Source organism: Roseibium sp. MMSF_3247, from assembly GCF_030733765.1.
Lineage (GTDB): Bacteria > Pseudomonadota > Alphaproteobacteria > Rhizobiales > Stappiaceae > Roseibium.
In genome coordinates this window covers 854,509-878,925 of sequence record NZ_JASHII010000001.1, presented here as the reverse complement: position 1 = coordinate 878,925, position 24,417 = coordinate 854,509, and the positions used below count along the sequence as shown (strand labels likewise).

The following is a 24,417-nucleotide window of genomic DNA, read 5'->3' as shown; positions in this document are numbered from 1 at the left end:
GCCATGTGTTCTGACACATAATCCAAGTTTGATATCTGTCACTGGTTCCCTATGCATACCGAGACATCCCATGCTCCCAATTGGTGTTGAAACCAAGGCTGAAGCCTCGAACTGTCCGATCCGATCCGTTCTCTCCAATGTCACCGGCAAATGGCGCATGATCATTGTTCTGGCGCTGGAAGATGGACCGATGCGTTTTGGCGAGATCAAACGCTGTATCGGAGATGTCACGCAGCGGGTGCTGACGGAAAATCTGCGCGGACTGCAGCGGGACGGCTATCTCACCCGCACGGTCGATCCAGGCCCGCCGGTCGCTGTGTCCTATGAACTCACGCCACTCGGCAAAAGCCTGGTTGCCACTTTGAAGCCTCTGGTGTTTTGGTCCGGCGAGCAGATGGAGCAGGTTAAAACAGCGCGCCTGGAGTATGATCGGGCCCATCCGAAATAAGCCCATCCTTTGGACTGACATGACTGAGTGGACGTGCAGACTTGAAACGTAACGTCGACCGGACACGTGGCATCAGTCCTTACTGGTGCTGGAGACCGGCTGAGGATTGAGGCTCCTAAAACCAGAGCGGGTTAAACATAAACAAAAGTTATGGCTTAAAAGATCCATCAAATACATAGACTTACCATTAAACCCAACGTTGCTGGCGCTCACTCTTCCGAATGCAAAACACACCACACAACCTTGGACTGCATGATTCTCAAGGATTCGGCGCTTTTGCGAGCATCTTCAGCCGAATTATCGATTTTCAATCCACAGCCTCGGGGCAAAATTTGACGATATAATCATTTTTTATGGGGTAATAGATAAAGAAAATACAATGAACAATTCATTGATGTTTAAGGTTTTCCGGATTTCACACAGCTAGAGACTTCGTTCAGGACTTACGCAACACAACCTGAACATTCCACAGCAAACCTCAGTTAAAATATTGATTTTTATCGGCTTTATACGTTTAAAACCACGATTGGCGCAGTCTAGGTTGTATTTGCACTTTGCAAATGATTAACCTAAATTCACTTGCATCGGAAAGATAATAATAAAGTCTTATAAGATTAGAGTGGGCTTGCACCTGCGGACACCGAGTCTCGCTTAGCGTTAAAACGCAAAGGCAGAAATGGTGTCTTGTGGACCAGGAGCAGAGGGCAAAATGAGAGACGCGGCGGTCTCGCACTTTTGGCTCGATGTGACAAATGACTACTCAGCGCGGATTGACTGCACTGACCCCATCGACCACAGGACACCGCACCGGGAAGGCCACTTCCCGGTGCTTTTGTTTTCAGCGTCTGATACTTGGCAAACGCTCGATTATGCCGCGTTCTTGCGCGTCTGAGGGCGACGGCGGCGGTTCTTGGCAAACCGGCGACCGTTGTCGTTGTCGCCAGCACCTGCTCCGGCAGGCTTTTGGAACCGTGGCTTGCCACCACCACCGGACTTGTTGTTTTTCGCGCGCTTGGCAGCCTTTGCAGCGGACATCGGCGGCACTTCACCACTGACGACCTCAATATCGATGCCAATCAGCTTCTCGATCTGACGGAAGAGACCGATTTCTTCCGGAGCACAAAGTGCAACCGCATCGCCATCCGCACCAGCACGGGCAGTCCGGCCGATCCGGTGCACATAAGCTTCGGCGACTTCAGGCAATTCAAAATTATAGACATGGCTGACGCCCGGAATGTCGATACCGCGCGCTGCAACGTCTGTTGCGACCAGAACCTTGATCGCGCCGGAGCGAAGTTCCTTAATCGCGCGCTCGCGCTGGTTCTGGCTCTTGTTGCCATGGATCGATCCGGCAGCGATGCCTGCCTGCGCCATTTTGCGCATCAGGCGCTCCGCACCGTGTTTCGTCCGGCAAAATACCAGCGACATGTCGTCCGGCTGATCCGACAACACATCGATCAGGAATCCGGTCTTCGCCTTGGCGTCCATGAAGTGAACCTTCTGGCGGATCTTGTCGGCCGTCCGGCCAGCAGGAGACACTTCAACACGTGCCGGATTCGTCAGATAGGATTGCGCCAGCTCGTTAATCTGCTTCGGCATGGTTGCCGAGAAGAGAAGCGTTTGGCGCTCCTTGGCCACAAGACCGGCAATACGGCGCAGTGCATGAATGAAGCCGAGATCCAGCATTTGATCAGCCTCATCAAGCACCAGATACGATGCCGAGCCGAGATCAACCGCATTGCGGTCCACGAGGTCCAGCAGCCGGCCCGGTGTTGCCACCAGAATATCGGTGCCTTTCGACAACCGCTTGATCTGCCCGTTGATGGACACACCGCCAACCACAGAGGTCACCCGCAAAGGGGTAGTCTTTAGGAAGGAAATCAGGTTCTTGGCAATCTGGTTCACCAGTTCGCGGGTCGGCGCCAGGATCAGCGCACGGGTTCCTTTGGGTGCCGCCCGTTGCGGCTCGGCCAGAAGACGCTCGATGAGGGGCAGTCCGAATGCGGCGGTTTTGCCGGTCCCGGTCTGCGCCAGACCCATCAGGTCCTGTCCGTCAAGAATAAGCGGGATTGCTTTCTGCTGAATAGGGGTCGGAGCCTCATAGCCATTGTCTTTGATGGCGCTCAGCAGAGAGCTGGAAAGCCCCAGGCTTTCAAAGTTGGTCAAATCAAATATCCTTTGTCAGGCGGACGAGGTCGCGCCTGCGTGACCGCCTGTTGATCGCGGTCCTGTTGCGGTTGCGGCTGCAGAGGCTATCTCGCCATCTACACAAGCCGTCAGCCCCCGCGTGAACTGGGTACTGGGAATATGTCCGGCTAATTTGGACATGAGCCTGTCATGCCTGGCACATTCAATCGGAGCATCTGCTCCCGGCCGCTCGGGCCTGTGCTTGCTGCTCACGCGGCAGCGGCAATGACGTGGGGTGTATCTGCCTTTCTGATGGTTTTGTCAAGCAGAGGCTCTTGCATCCCACGAAAAATCAAGAACTTCTGCTTGTTCCAATCAACGATCAAAGCGATGGATCGGCGGTCACGGCTACGGGCGCAGCCGGATCAATTTCCCGTCATCACTGTCGGTCAGCACATAGATGAACCCGTCCGGCCCCTGGCGCACGTCCCGGATACGCTCTCGCAAGTCCGACAGCAGTTGTTCTTGAGACACGACTTCTTCGCCGTTCAGGGTGAGTTTGGCCAAATGCTGTCCGCGAAGGGCGCCGACCAGCAGATCACCCGACCAATCGGGGTATTTGTCGCTGGTCACAAAGGCCATTCCAGAGGGGGCGATCGACGGATCCCAATAGAAGATCGGCTGCTCCATCCCGGCCTTTTCGGTCCCCTCGCCGATTTTGCCACCGGAATAGTGGCGGCCATAGGAAATGACCGGCCAGCCATAGTTCTTGCCAGCCTCCGGAATGTTGATCTCGTCCCCGCCTCTCGCGCCATGCTCCACGGTCCACAAGGCCCCAGTTTCCGGGTGAACGGCCGCGCTTTGCGGGTTCCGGTGGCCGATCGACCAAATCTCCGGCTGGTAGGCCGGGTTGTCCAGGAACGGGTTGCCCGGTGCCGGAGCGCCATCGGGGGTCAGACGCAGCACAGAGCCCGTGTGATCGGATGTGTCCTGAGACCGGGGGCCATCCCCGCGATCGCCAAGCGTCATGTAGATGTTGCCATCGCCGTCAAATGCCAGGCGGGAGCCAAAGTGGCGTCCGCCAAAGGCCTTGTTGTTGCCGGCGAAGATCGTGTCCCCTTCAACCAGCGTGTAGCCAGAGCCATTCGACCCATCGAGCGTTGCCTTGAAGAGTGATGTTCCAGCGCCCTCCGGCGATCCTTGAGAGAAGGTGAGATAGACCGTCTGATCCGCATCAAAAGAGGGACTCAGAACAACGTCCAAAAGACCGCCCTGCCCTTGCGCAAATACTTCCGGAGTACCGGCAACAACATCCTGGCGGCCGTCTTCGTGAACGACCTTCAGAACACCGTCACGCTCGGTGACCAGGTATCCGCCGTCCGGTAGAAAGGCGACGCTCCACGGATAGGACAAACCGGAGGCAACTGTTTCAGCGGTCACAGCAGTCTGCGCGTGCGCACTTTGATTGGGACTGCCCGCAAGGCCAAGGAACGTGATGCCGGCGACCAACACCGTCCACGCGTATCTCAACAATCCATGCCGTGAGCCCTGACGCCAATATGCGTGTTGCACATCACCCTCCCGAAAACCATCCATCCGATCCCGCGGCCTCTGGTGCCGGCGCGATTTCCAGATTTACAGATAGGGAGTGATTTTGGCAGGAACAGAGCTGGTGCGACGATTAATGTGCTGGTGCGGATTGTTCCCTCACGCGGCCGCTAATGAAACCAGCGACCTGTTTAGCCCTCATTTTTTTGCCAACCGAGCCGCGATCGTCCGCTTCTCATAGGCGACATTCCAGTCGATCAGAACCCGCCAGACCTGCTCGGCCTGATCGGCTTCCAAGCCCAATTCTTCGGCACGGTGTTTGAGCGCTGCCACCATGGTTTCGATCCGGTCGTGGTCAAAGGCCTCGTCAGGGTGCTGTTTCAGCTCCGCCATGCGCCGGACATAGCCCTGGCGCTGCGCAAAGAGCTTCAAGAGATCCTGATCCAACGCATCGATGGCTGTTCGGATGTCTGCCTTGGTCTGGCAGTCGACTGGGGCTTTTAGGTCGGTCATGCGCTCTTGTTTCGCAAACACGGAAAACCGGCCAGCGGTCACAAGGACGCACCGGCCGGAAATGCGGGGGGCCGTACAGCTTCGTTATGCGGACTGTTCTGGAGCCCTTGTTTGCGCTTCAACGCTCGCAAGCGCGGACATGTTGACCACGCCACGGGACGTCACCGACGGTGTCAGGATGTGAGCCGGTTTTGCCGTCCCGAGCAGGATCGGGCCAACATGCAGCGCATCCGTTGCGACCTTCAAAAGGTTGTGCGCAATGTTTGCGGAATCCAGGTTCGGGAACAGTAGAAGGTTTGCCTCACCCTTCAGCTTGCTGTTCGGCATGACACGTTCACGCAAGGCGACGCTCAAGGCCGAGTCCCCGTGCATTTCGCCATCTGCCTCCAGTTCGGGATGCCGCTCCCAGATCAGCTCCAGCGCTTCGCGCATCTTGCGGGACGAGGCTGTGTCGCGCGAACCGAAGTTCGACATGGAGAGCAGCGCGACCTTCGGCTCAATGCCAAACCGGCGGATTTCCTGCGCCGCCAGGATCGCCATCTCAGAGATTTCCTCAGCCGTCGGGTCTTCCGTGACGAACGTGTCGGACAGGAACATCGCGCCCCGGCTGTTGATCAAGAGCGACATGGCCGACAGATCGCGGGCCGTTTCACAAACGCCGATCACTTGGCGGATATCGCGCATGTGTTTGGTGAACCGGCCTTCCAGGCCGCAGATCAGGGCGTCCACTTCGCCGCGGCGCACGGCAATCGCTGAGATGACCGTCTGGTTTGTCCGCAACACGGTTCTTGCCGCCGTTGGCGGCATACCCAAGCGACCGACACACTCCAGATATTCATCGACATAATCGCGGTAGCGTGGATCGTCCTGCGGGTTCACAAACTCAAAATCCACATCCGGACGGATCTTCAGACCGAACCGTTCGCAGCGAGCTGTGAGAACATCCGGACGGCCGACCAGAACCGGTTTGGCAATGCCATCTTCAATCAGCACCTGCGCGGCGCGAAGTACCCGTTCGTCTTCGCCTTCCGCGTAGATGATCTTTTTCGGATCCTTGGCCGCGTTCTGGATGATCGGCTTCATGATCAGGCCGGAGCGGAAGACGAACCGGTTCAGCCGGTCTTGATACGCGTCGAAATCCTCGATCGGCCGGGTCGCAACACCGGTGTCCATCGCAGCTTTTGCAACAGCGGGTGCGATCCGCAGGATCAGGCGCTGGTCGAACGGCGACGGGATCAGGTAGTTCGGGCCAAAGGTCTCTGTCTTGCCGCCATAAGCGCGTGCGGCAACATCCGATGGTTCTTCCTGGGCGAGGCCAGCGATTGCCTCGACGGCCGCGCGCTTCATTTCCTCGTTGATGGTGGTTGCACCTACATCGAGCGCGCCGCGGAAAATATATGGGAAACACAGAACGTTGTTGACCTGGTTCGGGTAGTCGGAACGGCCGGTGCACATGACAACATCGTCGCGCACTGCCATGGCATCTTCCGGCATGATTTCCGGGTTCGGATTGGCGAGCGCCAGGATCAACGGGCCCTTGCCCATTCGCTCGACCATGTCGGGTTTCAGAACACCTGACGCCGACAACCCCAGGAAAACATCTGCGCCGTCGATCACTTCACCAAGTGTCCGCTTGTCGGTCTCTTGTGCAAACACCGCTTTCCACTGGTCCATCAAGGCTTGGCGCCCCTGGTAGACCACGCCTTCGATGTCGGTGACCCAGATGTTTTCGCGCTTGGCACCGAGCGAGACCAGCATGTTCAGGCATGCGAGGGACGCCGCCCCCGCGCCGGATGCGACAATCTTGGCGTCTTCGATTTTCTTGCCGGCGAGCTGCAGACCGTTGCGTACAGCCGCCCCGGCGATGATTGCGGTGCCATGCTGGTCGTCATGGAAGACCGGGATGTTCATGCGATCGCGCAAGGCTGCTTCGATCATGAAGCATTCCGGCGCCTTGATGTCTTCCAGATTGATGCCGCCGAAGGTCGGCTCAAGCGCGGCCACCGCATCAACGAACTTGTCGACATCCAGCTGATCGACCTCGATGTCGAACACGTCTATCCCGGCAAATTTCTTGAATAGAACCGCCTTCCCTTCCATCACCGGTTTTGAGGCGAGCGGCCCGATGTTGCCAAGCCCGAGCACTGCGGTGCCGTTGGAGATGACGGCAACCAGATTGCCGCGGGCGGTATAGTTGGCCGCCTTTGCCGGATCCTCGGCAATCTCAAGACAAGGTGCTGCGACGCCCGGCGAATAGGCGAGCGCGAGGTCGCGCTGGTTGCCGAGTGGCTTGGTCGCCTGGATTTCCAGCTTGCCGGGCTTTGGATGCTCGTGAAAGAACAGGGCGGCTTCGGTCAGGTCGCTTTCTGTTTTGTTATTATCGCTCATGACGTTCTTGTCTCCCTACCGCTTCTCGTAGTCACCTGAAACTGTAGTTCGTCTGAATTTCCAGCGTGTTCTGAACGAACTACAGGTTCATAGAGGTGACTAGCAAATTTTGTATCCGGTGTGGTTTCCGGAATTGAAATTTGTGCCCGTACTCGGTGCAAATATCAGACAAATTTCAATTCCACCACACTCGGTCATTGATCTGGTGCGTCTGTTTAAGCCGGCGATCCGATCCTGACCTTCGAAATTTCATGAATTGTCTTCGACCTTTACCCGGCGCGATGCAAAATGAGAACCCGTAACAGCCCAAACAGCACGGCAGCGTTCAAAATATGCCACAGGAAATGCGTGCCGAGGGCCAGCTGACTGCATACCGGACCATCCAGCGTCCGGAAAGTCAGCGAAACGGTAAACAGTATCCCGATGAGAAGCACTTGTTTGGCGAGCTTTTTGTCGTGCTGATAAAAGAACCCGCCCACAACGAAAATTGCCAGAAGTGCGGGCAGGTATCCGGCAGAGGACCCGATCAGCGGTGCCCAAACCTCGCCCACCATCGGTGAGAGCACGAAAAAGCCGATCACGATCGACACGCTGATCACCCAATGGAGGTTGAGGAAGCGCCGGAGCGCGAACAGCAAGAACCCGTGGATGAAGACAACAATCGGAATGACATCAGCCAGAAGCGCCCACCGTGTCGCGAATGTGTGGAACAGAAACGACCCGATCCCGGTCGCAAGCACGACACAAATCAGAAACAGCGCGACCCAATCATCCGGCGTCTTTCGCCGCCACAAGAGATAAGCGGCGAGAGCCGCCACAACAAAGGCGGCGTTGGTTATGGCGTTGACAGGTTCCGACCAGAACTCCGGACCGAGGCGTTCACAATAATTGTTGAGCTGATCCGTCAAATCCATCCTGCGCTGTCCCTTTGCTGCTTTTGATTCTGAACCTTATTACAGCGCGGGTGTGACAGTCTTCGAAATCAAGGCACCAAGACGGGAAATGCCCTCGGTGATCTTTTCTGGCGTCGTAGCTGAAAAGCTGAGTCTTAATGTGTTGCTACCGCTTCCATCTGCGAAAAACGCCTTGCCCGGAACAAAGGCGATCTTGGCCGTTTCGACGGCTTGTTTGAGCAGGCCTGCCGCGTCCGTGCCTTCCGGCAGCTCGACCCAGACGAACATGCCACCCTCAGGCCGGGTCCAACGGGTCCCTTCCGGCATATGGGTTTCAAGTGCGGCCAGCATGGCATCCCGGCGCGCCCGATAGGCAGCGCGCACCTTGTCGACTTGCGCGTCAAAGACGGTTTCGGCAACGCGCGCCATGGCTTCCTGATTAAGGCTTGAAGAGTGCAGATCGCCTGCCTGCTTCAAGAGCACCAGACGGGAGATCACATCTTTTGCAGCACAAACCCAGCCAAGCCGCAGACCGGGAGACAGTGTTTTTGAAAAGCTGCCACAATAGAGCGTCCGGGTGTTTTCAATACCGCCGGACCGGGCACAGTCTAGCGCGAGAACGGCAGGGACCGGCGTGCCGTCATACCGCAGGCTCTGATACGCGCCATCCTCGATGACCGCGCAGTCCAACTCGTCAGCAAGTCCAAGCAACCGCTGGCGGCCTGCTTCATCGAGCGTTTCCCCCGTCGGGTTGGCAAAGTCCGGCGACAGATACGCAAACTTGACCTTGCCACCGCGCTCCTCTGCGGTTTTTCGGTAGTCTTCTGAGTATCGGTTGGTCATCGGGTCCAGCCGGTCGTAATTCGGCTCGTAGGCATTGAAGGCCTGCAAGGCCCCCAGATAGGTCGGCCAGCCAACCAGGGCAGTGTCATTTGCAGACAAAAACAGTTTTCCGAGGAAATCGAGCGCCTGCTGCGAACCCGAAGTGATCAGGATGTTTTCCGGGCCGCATGAAACGCCAAGCTTTGCCATTTCTCCAACAAGCCACCGGCGCAGACGCAAACTGCCCTCGCTGACCGAATATTGCAGACCGGCAGCGGCCCCATCACCGCTCAGGGCATCCGCATAGGCCGTCCGGAACGCGTCCGCCGGAAACAGCGCCGGGTCGGGAATGCCGCCGGCAAAGGAGATGATATCCGGCTGGTCCAGGAGTTTCAGAAGCTCGCGGATTTCAGATGCACTCATGCGCTTTGCGCGCGTCGCCAATACGGCGTCCCAGGTCATCATGCTTGGCTCATTTGGTTTCTTGTGACGTGAATTAATTAAGTCAATAATACTGACCTATTTTGAATGCAAGTGTCTTAATCTTGTTATTTTTTGTAATTTTATTTCAAAAAATCTGCGAAGGGCTGATCTGCTCAAATCTGAATTATCTTCTGACCCCGATCTCCGCGCGCTTTCCGATCCGCTTACCTGCGGAAAGGCGAGTAGGCCCCGGGTCTCACAAGTTCGCCCGGGGTGACGTCAGGGTTGCCGAGTCACTTACCATCCACCAAAGATAGAGGATGTACTACGTTTACATCCTTGCAAGCCGATTGAACGGAACGCTTTATGTCGGCGTTACCAACGATCTCGCACGGCGTGTTTTTGAACACAAACAGGGAACTGGCTCCGGCTTCACCACTAAACACGCCGTAACGAGGCTCGTTTATGCTGCACAGTTCGAAAGCATCGACGAGGCAATCGCCCAGGAAAAGCGCCTAAAGAAATGGCGAAGGGCTTGGAAAATTCAGCTGATTGAAACAGAAAACCCCGGATGGAAAGACCTCTTGAATAGCCAATAATGTCACCCCGGGCGAGCACAGCGAGACCCGGGGCCTACTCTCAGGTCATCTTATTCCAGCCGATGTAATATTCGTGGAGGCGGGACGCAGCCGGTCCGTTCCTCTGGCACAGGCTTTGGTAATCACCTATGTCTTTCATCAAACAGGAGCCTAAAATGTCCCGTCTTGATGAAAGCCGTCCATTCATTCCGCTGAACATGGCCGTGTTGACCGTGTCCGACACGCGGAAGCCGGAGGACGACAGGTCCGGAAACACGCTGGTGGATCGGTTGGAAAAGGCAGGGCACACACTGGCCGACCGCAAGATCGTTCAAGACGACGTGCCCGCGATCCAGGCGATTGCCAAGGACTGGATTTCAAGGGACGGCGTCGACGTGATCATCTCCACCGGCGGTACGGGTTTTACCGGCCGGGACGTCACGCCCGAGGCGATGGAACCGCTCTTTGAGAAGAAAATGGACGGGTTCTCAGAGGTCTTTCACCGGATTTCCTATGACAAGATCGGCACGTCCACCATCCAGTCCCGGGCAACTGGCGGTGTGGCCGGAGCCACCTATATCTTCGTCCTGCCCGGCTCGCCCGGCGCCTGCAAGGACGCCTGGGACGGCATCTTGAAGTGGCAGCTCGACTACCGCCACATGCCGTGCAATTTCGTGGAAATCATGCCGCGGCTTGACGAGCATCTGAAGCGCGGCAAATTGCAGGAAGCCTGAGGCCACCGACTGCGACTGAAGCGCCGTTCTCAAGGCAACGGGGCGAATATCCACGATCTAGGGGCATGACCGGCCAGAGGTCCCGGCTCAAGGCCGGGACAGCAGCAGGTTTCAAGAAACAAGAATTCGCCCTTTGTCCACTCGGCCGCCCCTGCGCAGGCAGGGCCAAGTACCCACCGCCGCCAGCGCGGATATAACCGCAAAGCCCCCAGAATACTGTATCCCTGCCCACGCAGGGATGGCCAAGCTAGTTACCTTCGGGCTGTAACGGTTAGCGCTTGCCCGCGGAGGCCAAACGGATGTGACTTTGGGTTTCCGCCACCTCCGGCAAGGCCCGGATTTGGTCAAGAGTCTGATCGAGAATCTTCAGTGAGCGGACACGAAGCTCGGCGACCAAATCAAACGCACCGCTGAGCGTATGAATGTCGGTGATCGCATCGATCCGCCGGAGCGCGGCTTGCGTTGCCCGGCCATCGTCCGCCTTCAGCCGGATCAACGTGAAGGCGCTGATCTGGTGGTCCTCTTCCGATTGTCCGAGCTCAACGGTGAACCGGTGTATGACCTTCTGATGCAAGAGGCGGTCGATCCGGTTCTGCACCGTCCCTCGCGATACTTGAAGTGCTGCCGCCAAATCCGTGACAGAAGCTCTGGCATCGCGCGTCAAGAGATGAAGCAGGCGGTGATCCAGGTCATCCATGATTACTATCTCATTTGTTGTCTTCGGCCAGCATCAAGGGCCCGTCCATGTGCTGTCCCGGACACAGTGCAACGGAGATCCGGGACCAGAGCCGAAACGAAACCGGCACCGGCTCGTGGCCGGGGCGGCGCCTCGTCTCCAGTTATCATTTTGCCATAAAACTCCCGTTTTGTAAGATTTTTTGACATTTTGGTTGACACAGACTCACGGCTTAATGCGGTCCAACAGCTTCCTGGCGGGAAGCGGAATGTCGATTGCTGTGGTGACTGAACCGGTCCTGTCTGGGGAAACCAGTCATCAGCCAAGGGGGAAATTCATGAAGAAAATAGCAGTGCTCGGATTGGGTAAGGTCGGCGCTTTGGCGGCTCGGCTGTTGCACGACTCCGGCTTCGAGGTTCATGCCTATGACCAGCATGCGCCCCGCGAAGACCTGCCGTTTTCAGTACAGTCTGCAGACTTGAAAGCCTATGATGGCCTGCTGCAGATGTTCAAGGGCGTCGATGCCGTCCTCTCCTGCCTGCCCTATCAGCTCAATGTCGGTGTGGCCACGGCAGCTCATGCGACCGGGATCCATTATTTTGATCTGACGGAGGATGTGCCAACCACCAAGGCGATCATCGAGATGAGCGAAACCGCCAAGGGTCTCATGGCCCCGCAATGCGGTCTGGCGCCCGGGTTTGTTGGCATTGTTGGCGCGAAACAGATAGGCGACTTCGACGACTGCCGGTCTTGCCGGATGCGCGTCGGCGCGCTGCCGCAAAACCCGACCGGGCTGATGGGCTATGCCTTCAACTGGTCCCCGGATGGGGTCGTTAACGAGTACCTCAACGACTGTGAGGTGATCGAGGATGGCGTACGCAAGTGGGTCTCGCCGATGGAGTGGCTGGAAACGATCTACATCGACGGCATGAAGCTGGAAGCCTTCACCACCTCCGGCGGACTTGGCACCATGTGCGAGACCTATTTGGGCAAGGTCGCCAACATCGACTACAAGACCATGCGCTATCCTGGCCATGCCGAACTGATGAACTTCTTCTTCCACGAGCTCCTCATGCGTGAGCGCCGTCAGGAAGCCGGAGAAATTCTGGTGCACGCCAAACCACCAACCGACAATGATGTCGTCTATGTGCATGTGGCCTCGGAAGGCACCATCGACGGCCGCCCGCGCCGGGAGGAATTCGTGCGGGCTTACAAGCCGATTGAGATCGGCGGCCAGATCCGCACGGCGATTGCCTGGACCACATCAGCCTCTGTCGTTGCAGTCATCGAGATGGTCCGGGACGGCGCCTTGCCGGCAACCGGTTTCCTGAAGCAGGAAGACATTCCGCTGGATGCGTTTCTGAAAACCCGCACCGGTTCGCTCTACGCGGCGTAAGTCTACCCAGACCAAAGCCCTTCTTCAACGTGGCCGCCCCTGCGCAGGCAGGGGCCCAGTAATCACCACCGCCAGCGCAGAAAAAACCTTAGGCCGCAGAATACTGGATCCCTGCTTTCGCAGGGATGGCAACATTTGTCTGCTTTCTACTGTGTTAGGAAACCTTGCTTCACTGTAATCAGAACTGCAACGCGATCGAGGTGCCTTCCCGTACGAAGCAACGCGGAGATCCGGGATCAAACACGAAGCATCTTCGCTCCCGGTTCGGGGACCGGGACGGCGCCGATGTTATAGTGGAATTCGCAAGTCTGAAGCGAACTGCACTGGCTGCCGACTACCCGTGCAGCTTGACCGCAAGGCTTGTTGGAACACGAAGGGTACCGACGGCAAAGCGCGCCAGAGCCTGACGCAGGCCGGTGGCATAGCCAGCTGCGCCCGGCTCACCCGCGGATACGGCTGCCGCGCGCAAAAACACCATCCGGCTGCGACCGATGCGTTTTGCAAGGTCAAGATCTTCCATTTCCGGCAACGGCCGGTGGCCACCAAGCTTTTCGTAGAACTGGCGGGAGATCAGAAGGCCCTGATTGCCGTAGGGCATGCCAAGCAGCTGGCTGCGCACAGAAGCTGCCTTTTCCGACAATCTGGGACCAAGCCCGAAAGCCTCGTACCGCAAGCGGAAAGCTGCAGCCGTCTTTGGCCCTTTCGGAGTGCGCCCCGCCCGCTCGATGAACGCCTGCGCTTCGTGATGCCAACCGCTTTCCAGAAGAGTTTCAGGCTGCAGGAACAACAGCCAGTCGCCGCGTTTGGCAACACTTGCGCCATATGCGAGGCGCTCGCTGCGGGGCCCTTTGCGCGTCACAAACGTGCAGCCTGCCGCATCGGCGACCATCGCCGTGTTATCGGTCGATCCGCCGTCCACAACGACAACTTCCCGAACAACGCCCTCGGCGGCGGCCGGCACCAAGGCAGCCAGTGCGTGAACAAGGTCGAGTTCTGCGTTTTCAGTCGGAATTATGACACTAATCATGACCCTTTCTATGACATGAAATTTTCGAAAGTGCGAGAGAAGGGGCTTGTTCGGCGCCCGATTCTAGATAATGTTCTTGTATTGTTCTCATAAAGAGTCGGCAGTCTATGACACTTGCACCCCCAAATTCTTCTGGTTCTGCTCAATTGGCGCCCGATACGGCGGATCTGAGCCATATGGCGGCCGACCGGCGCCGGGGGCGTGCGGCCGCAACGAACCGCTCGGGGCGGTTCGAACCCTTATCGAAAGAAGCCTTTGACGACGGTTGGGACAGCCTCGATCAATTGCCACCTCTCAAGACAGAGGTGCAGGAAGAACGCGCGCGGACGATCATCACCCGCAACGAGTCACCGGACATCTCCTTCGATCGCTCGATCAATCCTTATCGCGGCTGCGAGCATGGCTGCATCTACTGTTTTGCGAGGCCCAGCCACGCGTTTATGGGCCTCTCACCCGGGCTGGACTTTGAAACCCGGCTTTTTGCCAAACCCAACGCCGCCGCGCTTCTTGAGCGGGAGCTCTCCAAGCCGGGGTATCAGCCCAAGGTCATCGCCATCGGTACCAACACCGATCCCTACCAGCCGATGGAACGCAGCTACAAGCTGATGCCGGAGATCCTGGACGTGCTGGAGGCCTGCGGCCACCCGGTCGCCATCGTCACCAAGTCGGCGCTCGTAACTCGGGACATCGACATTCTGTCGCGGATGGCCGAGCGCAATCTGGTCAAGGTGGCCTTGTCGATCACGACGCTCGACAAAAAGCTGTGCCGCGCCATGGAACCCCGCGCATCCGCGCCGCACAAGCGTCTCGCAGCGGTCAAAGCCTTGAACGAGGCTGGCATTCCGACCTCCGTCATGATGGCCCCCATCATACCTGCGCTGACAGACAGTGAAATTGAGACCCTTTTGGAGGCAGCTGCTGAGCACGGGGCCAGCGAAGCGGCCTTTATTCTGCTGCGCCTGCCTCTGGAAGTGTCAGAGCTCTTTCGCGATTGGCTTTTGCGCGAACGCCCGGATCGCTACCGCCATGTGATGAACCTGATCCGCTCCATGCGCGGCGGCAAGGACTACGACGCCAAATGGGGCGAGCGCATGCGCGGGCGTGGCCCCTATGCCGACCAGATTGCCAAACGCTTCTCGTTGGCGGCCAAACGGTTGGGCCTGAATTTGCGCAGGAAAAAGCTGTCCACCGAGCATTTTATCCAGCCGCAGAAAGGCGGGGTGCAGCTGGACTTGTTCTGAGGGGATAAAAGGAGGCCCAGCTCTCTGCTGTCATCCCGGCCTCCGAGCCGGGATCTACTCACCGCTCCACGCGCCGCTGCTTCGTTAGACTCTTTCAAATGCTCTAGAAACGATTGGATCCCCGATCTCCGCATTGCTGCGTCGGGGATGACAGCAGTGAAGCAGGCATGGAACCCAGAAGCTGGATTTCCCCGCCCTCTGTAGCCGCCCAATAGATAGGCTTGGGCAAAGCTTGCTTGATTTGTTGGATTTGGCCCCACATTCTGCGCCCATGAACAAAACACCCTCCCTTTTCGACCTCAGCTTCTCGGACAGTCCCGACCTCAGAACCGAGATAAAACACGCCAGGTTCTTTGGCGGTTTGTTGTGCGGGGTTGATGAGGCCGGTCGCGGGCCTTGGGCGGGTCCTGTGGTAACGGCGGCGGTTATCCTGGACTACAAAAATGTGCCGGCCGGACTGAACGATTCAAAAAAGCTGACTGAGGCCAAACGAGAATCATTGTTCGTTGAAATCCTCAAAACCAGCTGGGTTTGCGCGGCGAGTGCCTCCCCTGCCACCATTGACCGATTGAACATCCGGACGGCGACGCTGAGCGCCATGGTGCGGGCGGTGAACGGACTACCGAAAGTGCCGCAATACGTTCTCATCGACGGCCGCGACATCCCCCCTGGCCTCACGCAGCCTGGGCAGGCGCTGATCAAGGGCGATGGCCGCTGCCTGTGTGTCGCCGCAGCCTCCATCGTTGCCAAAGTTCTGCGAGATCGCATGATGGTCGCCTTAGAAACCGAGTTTCCCGGCTACGGCTTTGCCCAGCACAAGGGATACGGCGTTCCAGCACACCAAGCGGCCTTGGATACCCTGGGGCCAACGTCGCACCACCGGATGAGCTTCAAGCCCGTCCGGCTGGCCGCCAGAGTTCCCGGATAGGGTTTGTCAACCGTCCCAGAGATCTGTTTTAGGGTAAAACTGAGACCACGCGAACCAAAACGCCTCATGGCTGCCGAGATCCGCTCCGTCCTCGCCAACGGCCCGGATACCACCGGCATCCAGTTCCAGACGAACGTTCTCAACGCGGATCTCTGTCCCCTGCTTGAGTACGGCAAAGGCCTTGCTGCGCTGAAAGGCGACCGGCTGTCCAGACGCCGTGACTATCCCGATGATGTCCTCATGCACGGGCAGCCGGGGATCGACATCGCCGATCGGGAAGATAGGTCCATTCGCATCCCGGCCATTGCGGAAATCGAAGTCCCGGCCAAGCGCAAGCGCTTCCACCAATACGGTTGTTTCCGGATGCGCCTTCTTCCACGTACCCCAATCGGTCGTCACGACGCTGACCTGTTTTAGCTTCAGGTTCTTCTCCGCAAGCGGGCCAGTCACCGCGGTACCGAGGAACGTATCGAAGACCGAGTAGGTATTGACGTCATACATCACCTTGTTGGACCGAATGAGCAGCCCGGAGGTTCTCAGAACCGGCCGCTCAATTCCGTCTGGCAGCTCATCCGTCAGATAGGCCTGCGCAGCGCCACATAAAGTGCAGTAGGGAATTCCCAGCGTCCGGCCGCCAAGGGTATCATTCACCATCTCGCGCACTTCCATGATCCGTCTCGGATAGGCGCGGTAGTCACCGTTCACGCCGATCCCGAAAACGATATCGCTGTCCTTAAGCCAGGTTGCGTCTTCCGCACTGCTGACCTCCGGATTATCCACGGCCGGAATGCAGTTGCACTGATTGTCGGTCTGGTCATACGGGCGGTCATCGATCAGGACCCCGCCCCAGGACACCATCCGCCAATCAATATCGCCCTCGACAAAGATCCGGTCCCAGCCAGGTACGATCGTTGTGAAGATCTCACGCTTGGAGGCAAGGTAATCGGGAGGTGCCGGAATATCCCAGGCCATGAGATGATCGCTCACCACGCCCCAACTGTTGCGCAGCGGGATCTGTTTGCCCAACAGTTCGGACGCGGCTTCGCTCAAGGCCTGGTTCAGCTGAGGGCCGGTTGCAAACCGCATCAAATCACTGATGATCCAGACCAGGCGCGGATCTTTGGATGCAGCGACCTCGGCTAGCGCCAGGCTTTGGTCCCGTCCCCAACCCGCATGGGTCACCGGGTCTACAAGCGCCATTTTCACGGCCCGTTTCAGATCTTCGGACAGCGGGCCATCCGGTATCGCGGGAGGGGTGCCGAATTTTTCAATCACGTAGTCTGGAAGGGGCGCGCGCTCCTGGGCTTGGGCAAATCCGCTGCCAACAAGTGACAACAACGGTATAAGCGCTGCGATAAGGAGATGTGCGAAAACTCGATGAGACGACTTCATGGCGGCGCCTTTCTTGAAAACCTCAATGAACCCGGCCTTCTGGACCGCGGTGGCATTGCATGACCGGCGCCTTGCTTGGTATCACCATTAGTGAATTGCCCTAGGCGGCGTATCGTTCTGAGCATGGCTTGAGTGGCCAATCTTATCGAATCACGACGCATCAGAAATTTTTGAGATCACAATCCGGCGAGAGGGAAATGGACGTCGAAATCACAGTCGCAGACAAAAGCGATGCGCAACAAATCCTCGAACTTCAGAAAATCGCCTTTCACAAAGAAGCAGCGCTAAACGGTGATATGCAGATCGCCCCTATGGTTGAGGCCCTCGCCGACACAGAGTCGGCTTTCACCACGCACGTTTTTCTCATCGCCCGGCAGGGATCTGACATCATCGGGTCGGTCCGGGTTCGCGCTGAGGACGACACATGTCATATCGGCCGACTGTTTGTGGCACCCAAACATCAAGGACGGGGGATCGGCCGGCAGCTATTCATCGCAGCGGAAGAGAAGTTTCCCTCTGCACACTCCTACCGGCTGATTACCGGCAAGCTGAGCTCCGGCAACATCCGGCTATATGAAAGCCTTGGCTATCAGGTGACCGGCGAGATGATGGAAAACGGCCGGACACCGTTGGTGGTCATGGAGAAAGGCCGGTCCTAGCAACCTCTTTGCGATAGGTCAGCCAGCAAGCTCAAACACCCCTGCCGCCCCTGCGAAGGTAGGGGCTCAGAAGCCACATCTGCCCACAAGGGAAACAAACCGCACCGGCTCAGATTACCGGATCCCTGCCTTCGCAGGGATGGCGAACAAAAACGCGGATAGAGTTTCATTCGCAGGCGGTAGACAAAGAAAAAAGCGGCCCGGTGAGGCCGCTTTTCAGAACTGGTTCCGGATTGTGCTGAAGACTAGTTCAGCTGGTCCTTCACCTGAGTGATGCTCTTGGCGAGAATGTCGTCTGCCACTTTGTCCTTGACCTTGGCGGAGAGAATTTCCTCAGCGGCCGCGACAGCGATGTCAGCAGCCTTGGCACGGACTTCGGCGATTGCCTGGGTCTTGGCCTGAGCGATTTTCTCTTCCGCTGCCTTGGAACGGCGAGCGATCATCTCTTCCAGTGCCTGGTTCGTCTCAACGGTCAGGCGCTCGGCTTCTGCGTTGGCTTCCGCAACGATTGCTTCGGCTTCGCTTTCAGCTTCGTGACGCTTGCGCTGATATTCCGACAGAAGTTCCTGGGCTTCTTCACGCATCTTACGTGCTTCTTCCAGTTCCTTCTTGATGTCGTCAGCGCGCTTGTCCAGCGCCCCGCCGATCATGCCCGGCACCTTGAGGTAGGCAATCAGGACGAAGAAGAGAACGAGACCGACCAGGGCCCAAAATGATGCGTCCATGACGGTCTCCTCAGTTCATCGCCGACTTGAGCGCTTTGGTCAGATCGGTTTTTGTCGGAGCCTTGCCCATCAGCTGCTCAACGAGCGCAGACGTGGTGTCTCCGGCAATGTCACCAATCTGGGACAGCGCTTCGGTCTTGATACCGGCGATATGAGCTTCAGCTGCTTTCAGCTTCTCGGCAATATCCGCTTCGGCTTTTTCCCGGCGGGCTTCCTGATCCGCCTTCAACTTGGCGCGGGTATCGCTTGCGATCCCGTGTGCCTTGTTGCGCGCTTCAGCAAGTGCCTGTTCGTAAGCCGCGATCGCCGCGTCGGTTTCATCTTTGAGGCGGTTGGCCTCGCCGAGATCACCGGCAATGCGGTCCTTGCGGTCTTCCAGGATGCCTGCAATCCGAGGCACAGCGACGTTCTTCATGATCCAGTAGAAAAAGCCAAAAGTGATGGCCAGCCACAGGAGCTGCGAAGAATAGGTCGTTGCGTCGAACGGCGGGAAGCCGGCACCGTGCTCTTCAGCCGGAATTCCGAGTTCCGTATTATGTTCGGCGTTGCCTGCCATATCCTATCTCCAAAATCCGGTTGGGCGGCGCAGACGCCGCCCCCGGAGTCGCGTCAAAACTCTCTGAAACGAAAGAGAATTAGACAGCGAAGAGCAGGAGAAGAGCGATGAGCAGGGAGAAGATGCCCAGAGCTTCGGTAACGGCGAAGCCGAAAACCAGACGACCGAACTGGCCATCAGCTGCAGTCGGGTTGCGCAGAGCGCCGTTCAGGTAGTTACCGAAGATGGTGCCGAGTGCGATCGCTGCACCACCCATGCCGAGGCATGCGATACCAGCGCCGATGTATTTTGCTGCTTCTGCTTCCATGACACGTGCTCCTAAGTAGTGTTTTGCAGATTTCAGATTTCTTCAGGCAGCGGCCCGGGTTGGGCCGCCGCATGAGACGTTTCGCTTAGTGTGACGGATGAAGGGCGTCGTTGAGGTACATGCAGGTCAAGACCGTGAAGACGTAGGCCTGCAGGAACGAGACGAGGAACTCCAGCGCGGTGATCGCGACTGTCATACTCAGCGGAAGGATTGCGCCGACGATGCCCACGCCGCCAGCGGCGCTCATGGACACGATAAACCCGGCGAAAACTTTAAGGGTGATGTGACCGGCCAGCATGTTCGCGAACAGACGGACGGACAGACTGATCGGACGCGAGAGGAAGGAAACGACCTCGATCGGTGCAACGATCAAAAGCAACACCGGCGGAACGCCTGATGGTGCAAACAGGTGGAAGAACTTGGTTCCGTGCTTCATGATACCGTAGATCGTGACAGTAAGAAACACGAGCATCGCAAGCGCAAACGTCACGATGATGTGGCTGGTTACCGTGAAGAAGTACGGGAACATCCCGAAGAGGTTTGCCACAAGGACGAACATGAAGAGCGAGAACACAAGCGGGAAGAACCGCATTCCTTCCGTACCCGCCGAGCTTCGCAGCATGCCTGCAACAAACTCATAAGCCATTTCCGAGACCGACTGCACGCGGCTCGGCACAAGGCCGCGGCCGGACGTGGAGAAGATCAGGAAGGCAGAAGCTGCTGCTACGGTCGCAACCATAAACAGCGAAGAGTTGGTGAAAGAGAAATCCATTCCGCCGACTTCAATCGGAAACAGGGTCTGGATTTTGAACTGCGAGATCGGATCGTTCGCCACCGGTCAGCCTTCTTCGCTCAAATCATTTCTATTCGTGGGTGCGCGAGGCGCCCAGATGCACAACTTCAGTAGGACCCGCCGTCGTCAGAACTCTCGCGTTTGTACCGTTGACCTGGCTCGGCGATACGCCCTGCAGCCCTCATCACGTTCAAAACGCCCGCCGCGAAACCAATCAGCAGGAACACGATCAACCCAAAGGGCTTTGTCCCAAACCATTGGTCAACGAACCATCCCAAACCGCCTCCAACAACCACACCGGAAATGAACTCCGAAGAGAGTTTCATTGCCTGCGCGTAGCCGGAATTGTCGCTTTTCTTGGCCGCGCGCTCAGCTTCTTCAGCTTTGCGCTGGCCGTCCAGCTTCCGGTTCAGACGGTCCCGCCGTTCCGACAGATCCGCCTCGGAGGCACCCTTGTCCAGATCATCTGTATTGCCGTTTTGCGAAGAGCCACTCATGTCGTTCCCCGCCCCCGTCAAGCCGTGAGACCCAGCCTTTGGACACCCCCTCAAGCCGCGCGCACCATAGTCGGGGGCCATTGCCCTGTCAAGAACACTAAGATTTCCGCTATTTATCTGATTTATAACACAAATTCGCCCTTCTTCACATTTTCCATGACCTAAGTCTTATGGGAAACTTACGAAGGAGCGCGGTTCGGCTGAAAATTAGGCACTTTCGCGGAATCGTTCAGCAGTCTCCAAATCCACCGAAACAAGCTGCGAGACACCTCGTTCCGCCATCGTGACACCGAACAAACGGTTCATGCGGGCCATGGTGATCGGGTTGTGGGTAATCACCACAAAGCGGGTATCTGTGTTACGCGCCATCTCATCCAGAAGATCGCAATAGCGCTCCACATTGGCATCATCGAGCGGTGCGTCGACCTCATCAAGCACGCAAATCGGCGCTGGATTTGTCAAAAAAACTGCGAAAATCAATGACATGGCGGTGAGCGCCTGTTCACCGCCCGACAGCAAGGTCATGGTCTGCGGCTTCTTGCCAGGAGGCCGCGCAATGATCTCAAGCCCGGCATCCAGCGGGTCGTCCGAATCGACCAGCTGCAATTCTGCCGTGCCGCCGCCGAAGAGGTGGGTGAACAACCTTTGGAAGTGACCATTGACCACTTCGAAGGAAGCGAGCAAGCGCTCCCGCGCCTCGCGGTTCAGATTTGAGATCCCCGTCCGCAAGCGACGAATTGCCTCAATCAAATCGTCCCGCTCAGACGTCAGAGTGGTCTTTTGCTCATCCATTTCGCGCAATTCTTCTTCTGCGCGCAGGTTGACCCCGCCCAAACGTTCGCGTTCGGCCTTGAGCCGGTCCAGCTTCTTCTCCATCGCCTCCGGATCCGGCAATGGCGCGCCTTCCTTCAGGCCGGCGATTTCCGGTAGGGCGACCACCGGCACTTCAAGATCCTCATCGATCCGCCGCTCAAGGGTCTCTTTCCGCTCCCGTGCCGCGTCGAGACGCTCCTCAGCGCGAATCTTTTGCTCGCGCGCGCCAGCCAAGCCTTCCATGGCCAGCTTTGCGGCCCGGTCGACATCGGCCAGATCAAGCTCGGCCTGGCTGAGCTGGTCGTCCTTTTCCTTCTTGGCGTCTTCGGCTTTTGCGATCGCAGAAAACAGCTCCCGGCGTTTGATCTCGATGTCTTCGGGCGCCTCGATCAGCTCAGCCCGCTCTTCTTCCGCCTCATCGCGACGTTCGCTCAAAACCGTAATTTGCTGTGTCGCATTGGCCGCGCGGGACTTCCAGCTGTCATATTCCCGGGCGATCGCCTCCAGGCGCCGGTCGCGCACCTGTTGTTCCCGGGAGAGACCTTCCGAGACCGCCCGCGCTTCTGCAAGTGCTGTCCGCGCAGAGGAAACATCCGTTTGCAGATCCCGAATTTGGTCGGCGTAGCCGGTTGCCTCGGCAGCTGCTTCCAACTGCTCCTGCGCTTCTTCCAAGTAGGCCCGCGCTTCTTCTGCTTCTTCACCCAGACGCTGCGCCCGGTCTTCCGCAGCCGCCTTCTGGGAAGCCAGCTGCGCAATGGACCGCTCAGCAGCGGCCAAGGCTTCGCGCGCCGCGGTGACCTGCCGCTGTCCGTCGCGAACCTTGCCGCGAGCGGTTTGTTCCAATTCCACCGATTGCCGGACCCGGTTCGCAGCGGCTTCCTGATCCAGCTGGTGACGTTCGACGGCCTGACGCGCGGTCTCGATTTCGTCACCCAGTTCGGCCAGGCGATTCTTCTGCGCCAACCGTTGTGCTGCCGGTGTTGGCGCATTGGCAGCGACAACAAAACCATCCCAACGCCAGAGGTCCCCTTCCCGGCTCACCAAGCGCTGACCAGGTTTCAGATCAGATCGCAGGCGTGAACCGTCTTCCTGGGACACCAAACCGATCTGAGACAATCGGCGGTGGAGTTCTTTGGGTGCGGTAACCACATCCAGCAGCGGTTTGGCACCTCGAGGTAGAGCCGGATCGCCGTCCGTTCCGAGCGCACTGCCCCACCGGACCGCGGCGGCCTTATCAAGAGAGGCATCCAGATCTTCGCCGAGCGCTGCGCCCAGCGCTGTCTCGTACCCGGTCTCAACCGTGATCTGCTCAACAACCGGCGTGTGATCCTCCTCGCTGTGCACATTCAACACCTGCTCAAGCGTCCGGGCCTCTGTCTGAAGGCCTTGCAACAAAGCCTTGGCATCGCTCAACGGCGATCGGGCGGCCTGTTCCTGATCCCGTGCCGTTGCGGTGGCAGCTTCTGCTTCTTCGACGGCCGCTTCAGCCTCGGCGAGTTCTTCGCTCGCAAGTTCTAGCGTTTCCCGGTGCTCCGCCACACCATCTTGTTCATCCATGCGCGCGATGAGGGCACCAAGTGCGGTTTGAGCTTCCTGCGCCTGTGACATCAGCCGGTCCGCCCGCTGGCGGCTTTCGGCTACGGCGCGTTCCAGCTGCTGGCGTTCCGCCGTTGCCCGCGCTTCGGCGGCCGTCAGCTCGGAGAGCATTGCCTCCTTGCCGCGCACGATGTCTTCGGCCTCGGCCACCTTTTCCCGGGCCGCTTCGGTGCGGTCCTGCACCATCTCGTTTTCTTCCAGAAGTTCGGCGCGCTCTTCTGCCAAGCGTTCCAGAACTTCGTCGTTTTCCGAGACCATGGACTGTTCGCGGCGGATATCCTCGGCCAGCTGTACCAAGCGGCGCTCCAGATCCTGCAAGCGTTCCTTGATGCGCCGCTCTTCGGCATCCAAATCATTGCGGGCGATAACGAGCCGCTGAAGCGCGGCTCCGGCTTTGGCTGCGTCCTCCCGAAGCTCAGGCAACTTGTGCGCGGCGATTGCCTGAATGCGCGCACTTTCCGCCTGCAGGCCGGTCGCCTCGTTGACTTGGCTTTGCGCCTCAGTGAACTGTTTTTCTGCTGAGTTCAGGGCATCCCGGGCTTCTGTCCACCGGATATAAAGAATGGCAGCTTCGGCACCGCGGATCTCCGACGACAGATTGCGGTAGCGCGAAGCCTGACGCGATTGGCGTTTCAGATTGTCGAGCTGGCTGTCGATCTGCACCAGCACGTCTTCCAAGCGTTCAAGGTTCTGTTCGGCCCCGCGCAGGCGGATTTCCGCTTCATGGCGCCGTGAATGCAGACCGGAAATTCCAGCGGCTTCTTCCAGGATCTTGCGGCGCGATGTCGGTTTTGCGGCAATAAGCTCGCCAATCTGCCCCTGCCGGACCATTGCGGGTGAGCGCGCACCCGTGGAAGCGTCCGCAAACAGGAGCTGGACATCGCGGGCCCGCACATCCTTGGCGTTGATCTTGTAATTGGAGCCCTGTTCCCGCTCAATGCGGCGGCTGACTTCCAGAAGGTCGGCATCGTTAAAGGCGGTCGGAGCCGTGCGATCGTTGTTTTCCAAAAACAGCGTCACTTCCGCCGTGTTGCGGGCCGGACGATTGAGGCTTCCGGAAAAGATCACGTCATCCATGCCGGACGCGCGCATGTTCTTATAAGAGTTCTCGCCCATCACCCATCGGAGGGCTTCCACGAGATTGGACTTGCCACAGCCGTTGGGACCGACAACACCGGTCAAGCCGTTGCCGATGATGAATTCCATCGGCTCGACGAAGGATTTGAACCCGGCAATGCGGAGCTTTGAAAACCTCATCGGCGCCCGCACCTCTCCGGTCCGGACGCCGACAAAATCATATCAGATTGCAGGTGCAGGCGCGTGGCCCGCAGCTCTGC

Annotated in this window: 23 protein-coding genes; 8 read left to right on the top strand and 15 right to left on the bottom strand. The window is 58.0% G+C overall.

Annotated features, from left to right (window positions below):
• The first annotated feature begins 70 nt into the window (after positions 1-70).
• Entirely contained in the window at positions 71-448 is a 378-nt protein-coding gene (locus RBB44_RS03955) for a helix-turn-helix domain-containing protein (protein WP_306149956.1), read from the top strand.
• Between the two features lie 709 nt (positions 449-1,157).
• Complete coding sequence (locus tag RBB44_RS03950; RefSeq protein WP_306149955.1) at positions 1,158-1,340, top strand: hypothetical protein; 183 nt, start codon at positions 1,158-1,160, stop codon at positions 1,338-1,340.
• Here RBB44_RS03950 and RBB44_RS03945 read toward each other — a convergent pair.
• From RBB44_RS03945 to RBB44_RS03920, 6 genes are all read right to left on the bottom strand, one after another.
• A complete protein-coding gene (locus RBB44_RS03945; protein ID WP_306149954.1) occupies positions 1,316-2,614 on the bottom strand; it encodes a DEAD/DEAH box helicase in 1,299 nt (432 codons plus the stop codon). The genes RBB44_RS03950 and RBB44_RS03945 overlap by 25 nt on opposite strands.
• A gap of 369 nt (positions 2,615-2,983) precedes the next feature.
• Complete coding sequence (locus RBB44_RS03940) at positions 2,984-4,147, bottom strand: PQQ-dependent sugar dehydrogenase (RefSeq protein WP_306149953.1); 1,164 nt, start codon at positions 4,145-4,147, stop codon at positions 2,984-2,986.
• Between the two features lie 174 nt (positions 4,148-4,321).
• On the bottom strand, positions 4,322-4,636 hold the full coding sequence (locus tag RBB44_RS03935) for a chorismate mutase (RefSeq protein ID WP_133948247.1): 315 nt from the start codon (positions 4,634-4,636) through the stop codon (positions 4,322-4,324).
• Between the two features lie 84 nt (positions 4,637-4,720).
• Positions 4,721-7,024 (bottom strand): NADP-dependent malic enzyme, encoded by a 2,304-nt coding sequence (locus RBB44_RS03930; protein ID WP_306149952.1) that lies wholly within the window; start codon positions 7,022-7,024, stop codon positions 4,721-4,723.
• Between the two features lie 269 nt (positions 7,025-7,293).
• Positions 7,294-7,938 (bottom strand): ceramidase domain-containing protein, encoded by a 645-nt coding sequence (locus RBB44_RS03925; protein WP_306149951.1) that lies wholly within the window; start codon positions 7,936-7,938, stop codon positions 7,294-7,296.
• Between the two features lie 39 nt (positions 7,939-7,977).
• Positions 7,978-9,204, bottom strand: a complete 1,227-nt coding sequence (locus RBB44_RS03920) for a PLP-dependent aminotransferase family protein (RefSeq protein ID WP_306149950.1) — start codon at positions 9,202-9,204, stop codon at positions 7,978-7,980.
• Positions 9,205-9,482: 278 nt separating this feature from the next.
• Here RBB44_RS03920 and RBB44_RS03915 point away from each other — a divergent pair, with 278 nt between their 5' ends.
• The gene (locus RBB44_RS03915) at positions 9,483-9,761 is read left to right on the top strand and encodes a GIY-YIG nuclease family protein (protein ID WP_306149949.1); all 279 of its coding nucleotides are present in this window, start codon (positions 9,483-9,485) and stop codon (positions 9,759-9,761) included.
• Between the two features lie 155 nt (positions 9,762-9,916).
• Positions 9,917-10,474, top strand: coding sequence for a molybdenum cofactor biosynthesis protein B (gene moaB / locus RBB44_RS03910; RefSeq protein ID WP_306149948.1), 558 nt, complete (start codon positions 9,917-9,919; stop codon positions 10,472-10,474).
• 271 nt (positions 10,475-10,745) lie between these two features.
• On the opposite strand, the gene RBB44_RS03905 is transcribed toward moaB, so the two are convergent.
• A complete protein-coding gene (locus RBB44_RS03905) occupies positions 10,746-11,171 on the bottom strand; it encodes an Lrp/AsnC family transcriptional regulator (RefSeq protein WP_133948258.1) in 426 nt (141 codons plus the stop codon).
• Between the two features lie 316 nt (positions 11,172-11,487).
• Between RBB44_RS03905 and RBB44_RS03900 the strand changes: the two genes are divergently transcribed.
• Positions 11,488-12,546, top strand: coding sequence for a saccharopine dehydrogenase family protein (locus RBB44_RS03900; RefSeq protein ID WP_306149947.1), 1,059 nt, complete (start codon positions 11,488-11,490; stop codon positions 12,544-12,546).
• Positions 12,547-12,880: 334 nt separating this feature from the next.
• Here RBB44_RS03900 and RBB44_RS03895 read toward each other — a convergent pair whose 3' ends face one another.
• The gene (locus RBB44_RS03895) at positions 12,881-13,573 is read right to left on the bottom strand and encodes a glycosyltransferase (RefSeq protein ID WP_306149946.1); all 693 of its coding nucleotides are present in this window, start codon (positions 13,571-13,573) and stop codon (positions 12,881-12,883) included.
• Between the two features lie 176 nt (positions 13,574-13,749).
• Between RBB44_RS03895 and RBB44_RS03890 the strand changes: the two genes are divergently transcribed.
• Both RBB44_RS03890 and RBB44_RS03885 read left to right on the top strand, forming a co-directional pair.
• Positions 13,750-14,814, top strand: coding sequence for a PA0069 family radical SAM protein (locus RBB44_RS03890; protein ID WP_306149979.1), 1,065 nt, complete (start codon positions 13,750-13,752; stop codon positions 14,812-14,814).
• 250 nt (positions 14,815-15,064) lie between these two features.
• A complete protein-coding gene (locus RBB44_RS03885; protein ID WP_371932324.1) occupies positions 15,065-15,742 on the top strand; it encodes a ribonuclease HII in 678 nt (225 codons plus the stop codon).
• A gap of 6 nt (positions 15,743-15,748) precedes the next feature.
• Here the strand turns inward: RBB44_RS03885 and RBB44_RS03880 are convergent, their stop codons facing one another.
• Entirely contained in the window at positions 15,749-17,134 is a 1,386-nt protein-coding gene (locus tag RBB44_RS03880; protein ID WP_306149944.1) for a DUF3179 domain-containing (seleno)protein, read from the bottom strand.
• Positions 17,135-17,331: 197 nt separating this feature from the next.
• Between RBB44_RS03880 and RBB44_RS03875 the strand changes: the two genes are divergently transcribed.
• Entirely contained in the window at positions 17,332-17,793 is a 462-nt protein-coding gene (locus RBB44_RS03875; RefSeq protein WP_306149943.1) for a GNAT family N-acetyltransferase, read from the top strand.
• A 245-nt stretch (positions 17,794-18,038) separates the two neighbouring features.
• Here the strand turns inward: RBB44_RS03875 and RBB44_RS03870 are convergent, their stop codons facing one another.
• From RBB44_RS03870 to smc, 6 genes are all read right to left on the bottom strand, one after another.
• The gene (locus RBB44_RS03870) at positions 18,039-18,518 is read right to left on the bottom strand and encodes an ATP F0F1 synthase subunit B (RefSeq protein WP_306149942.1); all 480 of its coding nucleotides are present in this window, start codon (positions 18,516-18,518) and stop codon (positions 18,039-18,041) included.
• Between the two features lie 10 nt (positions 18,519-18,528).
• Complete coding sequence (locus tag RBB44_RS03865; RefSeq protein WP_133948272.1) at positions 18,529-19,074, bottom strand: F0F1 ATP synthase subunit B; 546 nt, start codon at positions 19,072-19,074, stop codon at positions 18,529-18,531.
• 79 nt (positions 19,075-19,153) lie between these two features.
• Complete coding sequence (locus RBB44_RS03860) at positions 19,154-19,381, bottom strand: F0F1 ATP synthase subunit C (RefSeq protein ID WP_008191441.1); 228 nt, start codon at positions 19,379-19,381, stop codon at positions 19,154-19,156.
• Positions 19,382-19,466: 85 nt separating this feature from the next.
• Positions 19,467-20,216 carry a F0F1 ATP synthase subunit A gene (locus RBB44_RS03855; protein ID WP_133948274.1) on the bottom strand — a complete coding sequence of 250 codons (750 nt, stop codon included), beginning with the start codon at positions 20,214-20,216 and terminating at the stop codon, positions 19,467-19,469.
• 65 nt (positions 20,217-20,281) lie between these two features.
• Entirely contained in the window at positions 20,282-20,671 is a 390-nt protein-coding gene (locus RBB44_RS03850) for an AtpZ/AtpI family protein (protein WP_306149941.1), read from the bottom strand.
• A gap of 207 nt (positions 20,672-20,878) precedes the next feature.
• Entirely contained in the window at positions 20,879-24,337 is a 3,459-nt protein-coding gene (smc, locus tag RBB44_RS03845) for a chromosome segregation protein SMC (RefSeq protein ID WP_306149940.1), read from the bottom strand.
• Between the last annotated feature and the right edge of the window lie 80 nt (positions 24,338-24,417).

What these genes read in the sequence shown, in the direction of transcription:
- RBB44_RS03925 (WP_306149951.1), bottom strand. Translation starts at nt 7,938, where the DNA reads ATGGATTTGACGGATCAGCTCAACAATTATTGTGAACGCCTCGGTCCG.
- moaB (WP_306149948.1), top strand. Translation starts at nt 9,917, where the DNA reads ATGTCCCGTCTTGATGAAAGCCGTCCATTCATTCCGCTGAACATGGCC.
- RBB44_RS03915 (WP_306149949.1), top strand. Translation starts at nt 9,483, where the DNA reads ATGTACTACGTTTACATCCTTGCAAGCCGATTGAACGGAACGCTTTAT.
- RBB44_RS03950 (WP_306149955.1), top strand. Translation starts at nt 1,158, where the DNA reads ATGAGAGACGCGGCGGTCTCGCACTTTTGGCTCGATGTGACAAATGAC.
- RBB44_RS03865 (WP_133948272.1), bottom strand. Translation starts at nt 19,074, where the DNA reads ATGGCAGGCAACGCCGAACATAATACGGAACTCGGAATTCCGGCTGAA.
- RBB44_RS03860 (WP_008191441.1), bottom strand. Translation starts at nt 19,381, where the DNA reads ATGGAAGCAGAAGCAGCAAAATACATCGGCGCTGGTATCGCATGCCTC.
- RBB44_RS03920 (WP_306149950.1), bottom strand. Translation starts at nt 9,204, where the DNA reads ATGATGACCTGGGACGCCGTATTGGCGACGCGCGCAAAGCGCATGAGT.
- RBB44_RS03880 (WP_306149944.1), bottom strand. Translation starts at nt 17,134, where the DNA reads ATGAAGTCGTCTCATCGAGTTTTCGCACATCTCCTTATCGCAGCGCTT.
- RBB44_RS03905 (WP_133948258.1), bottom strand. Translation starts at nt 11,171, where the DNA reads ATGGATGACCTGGATCACCGCCTGCTTCATCTCTTGACGCGCGATGCC.
- RBB44_RS03850 (WP_306149941.1), bottom strand. Translation starts at nt 20,671, where the DNA reads ATGAGTGGCTCTTCGCAAAACGGCAATACAGATGATCTGGACAAGGGT.
- smc (WP_306149940.1), bottom strand. Translation starts at nt 24,337, where the DNA reads ATGAGGTTTTCAAAGCTCCGCATTGCCGGGTTCAAATCCTTCGTCGAG.
- RBB44_RS03955 (WP_306149956.1), top strand. Translation starts at nt 71, where the DNA reads ATGCTCCCAATTGGTGTTGAAACCAAGGCTGAAGCCTCGAACTGTCCG.
- RBB44_RS03890 (WP_306149979.1), top strand. Translation starts at nt 13,750, where the DNA reads ATGGCGGCCGACCGGCGCCGGGGGCGTGCGGCCGCAACGAACCGCTCG.
- RBB44_RS03930 (WP_306149952.1), bottom strand. Translation starts at nt 7,024, where the DNA reads ATGAGCGATAATAACAAAACAGAAAGCGACCTGACCGAAGCCGCCCTG.
- RBB44_RS03935 (WP_133948247.1), bottom strand. Translation starts at nt 4,636, where the DNA reads ATGACCGACCTAAAAGCCCCAGTCGACTGCCAGACCAAGGCAGACATC.
- RBB44_RS03895 (WP_306149946.1), bottom strand. Translation starts at nt 13,573, where the DNA reads ATGATTAGTGTCATAATTCCGACTGAAAACGCAGAACTCGACCTTGTT.
- RBB44_RS03870 (WP_306149942.1), bottom strand. Translation starts at nt 18,518, where the DNA reads ATGGACGCATCATTTTGGGCCCTGGTCGGTCTCGTTCTCTTCTTCGTC.
- RBB44_RS03875 (WP_306149943.1), top strand. Translation starts at nt 17,332, where the DNA reads ATGGACGTCGAAATCACAGTCGCAGACAAAAGCGATGCGCAACAAATC.
- RBB44_RS03900 (WP_306149947.1), top strand. Translation starts at nt 11,488, where the DNA reads ATGAAGAAAATAGCAGTGCTCGGATTGGGTAAGGTCGGCGCTTTGGCG.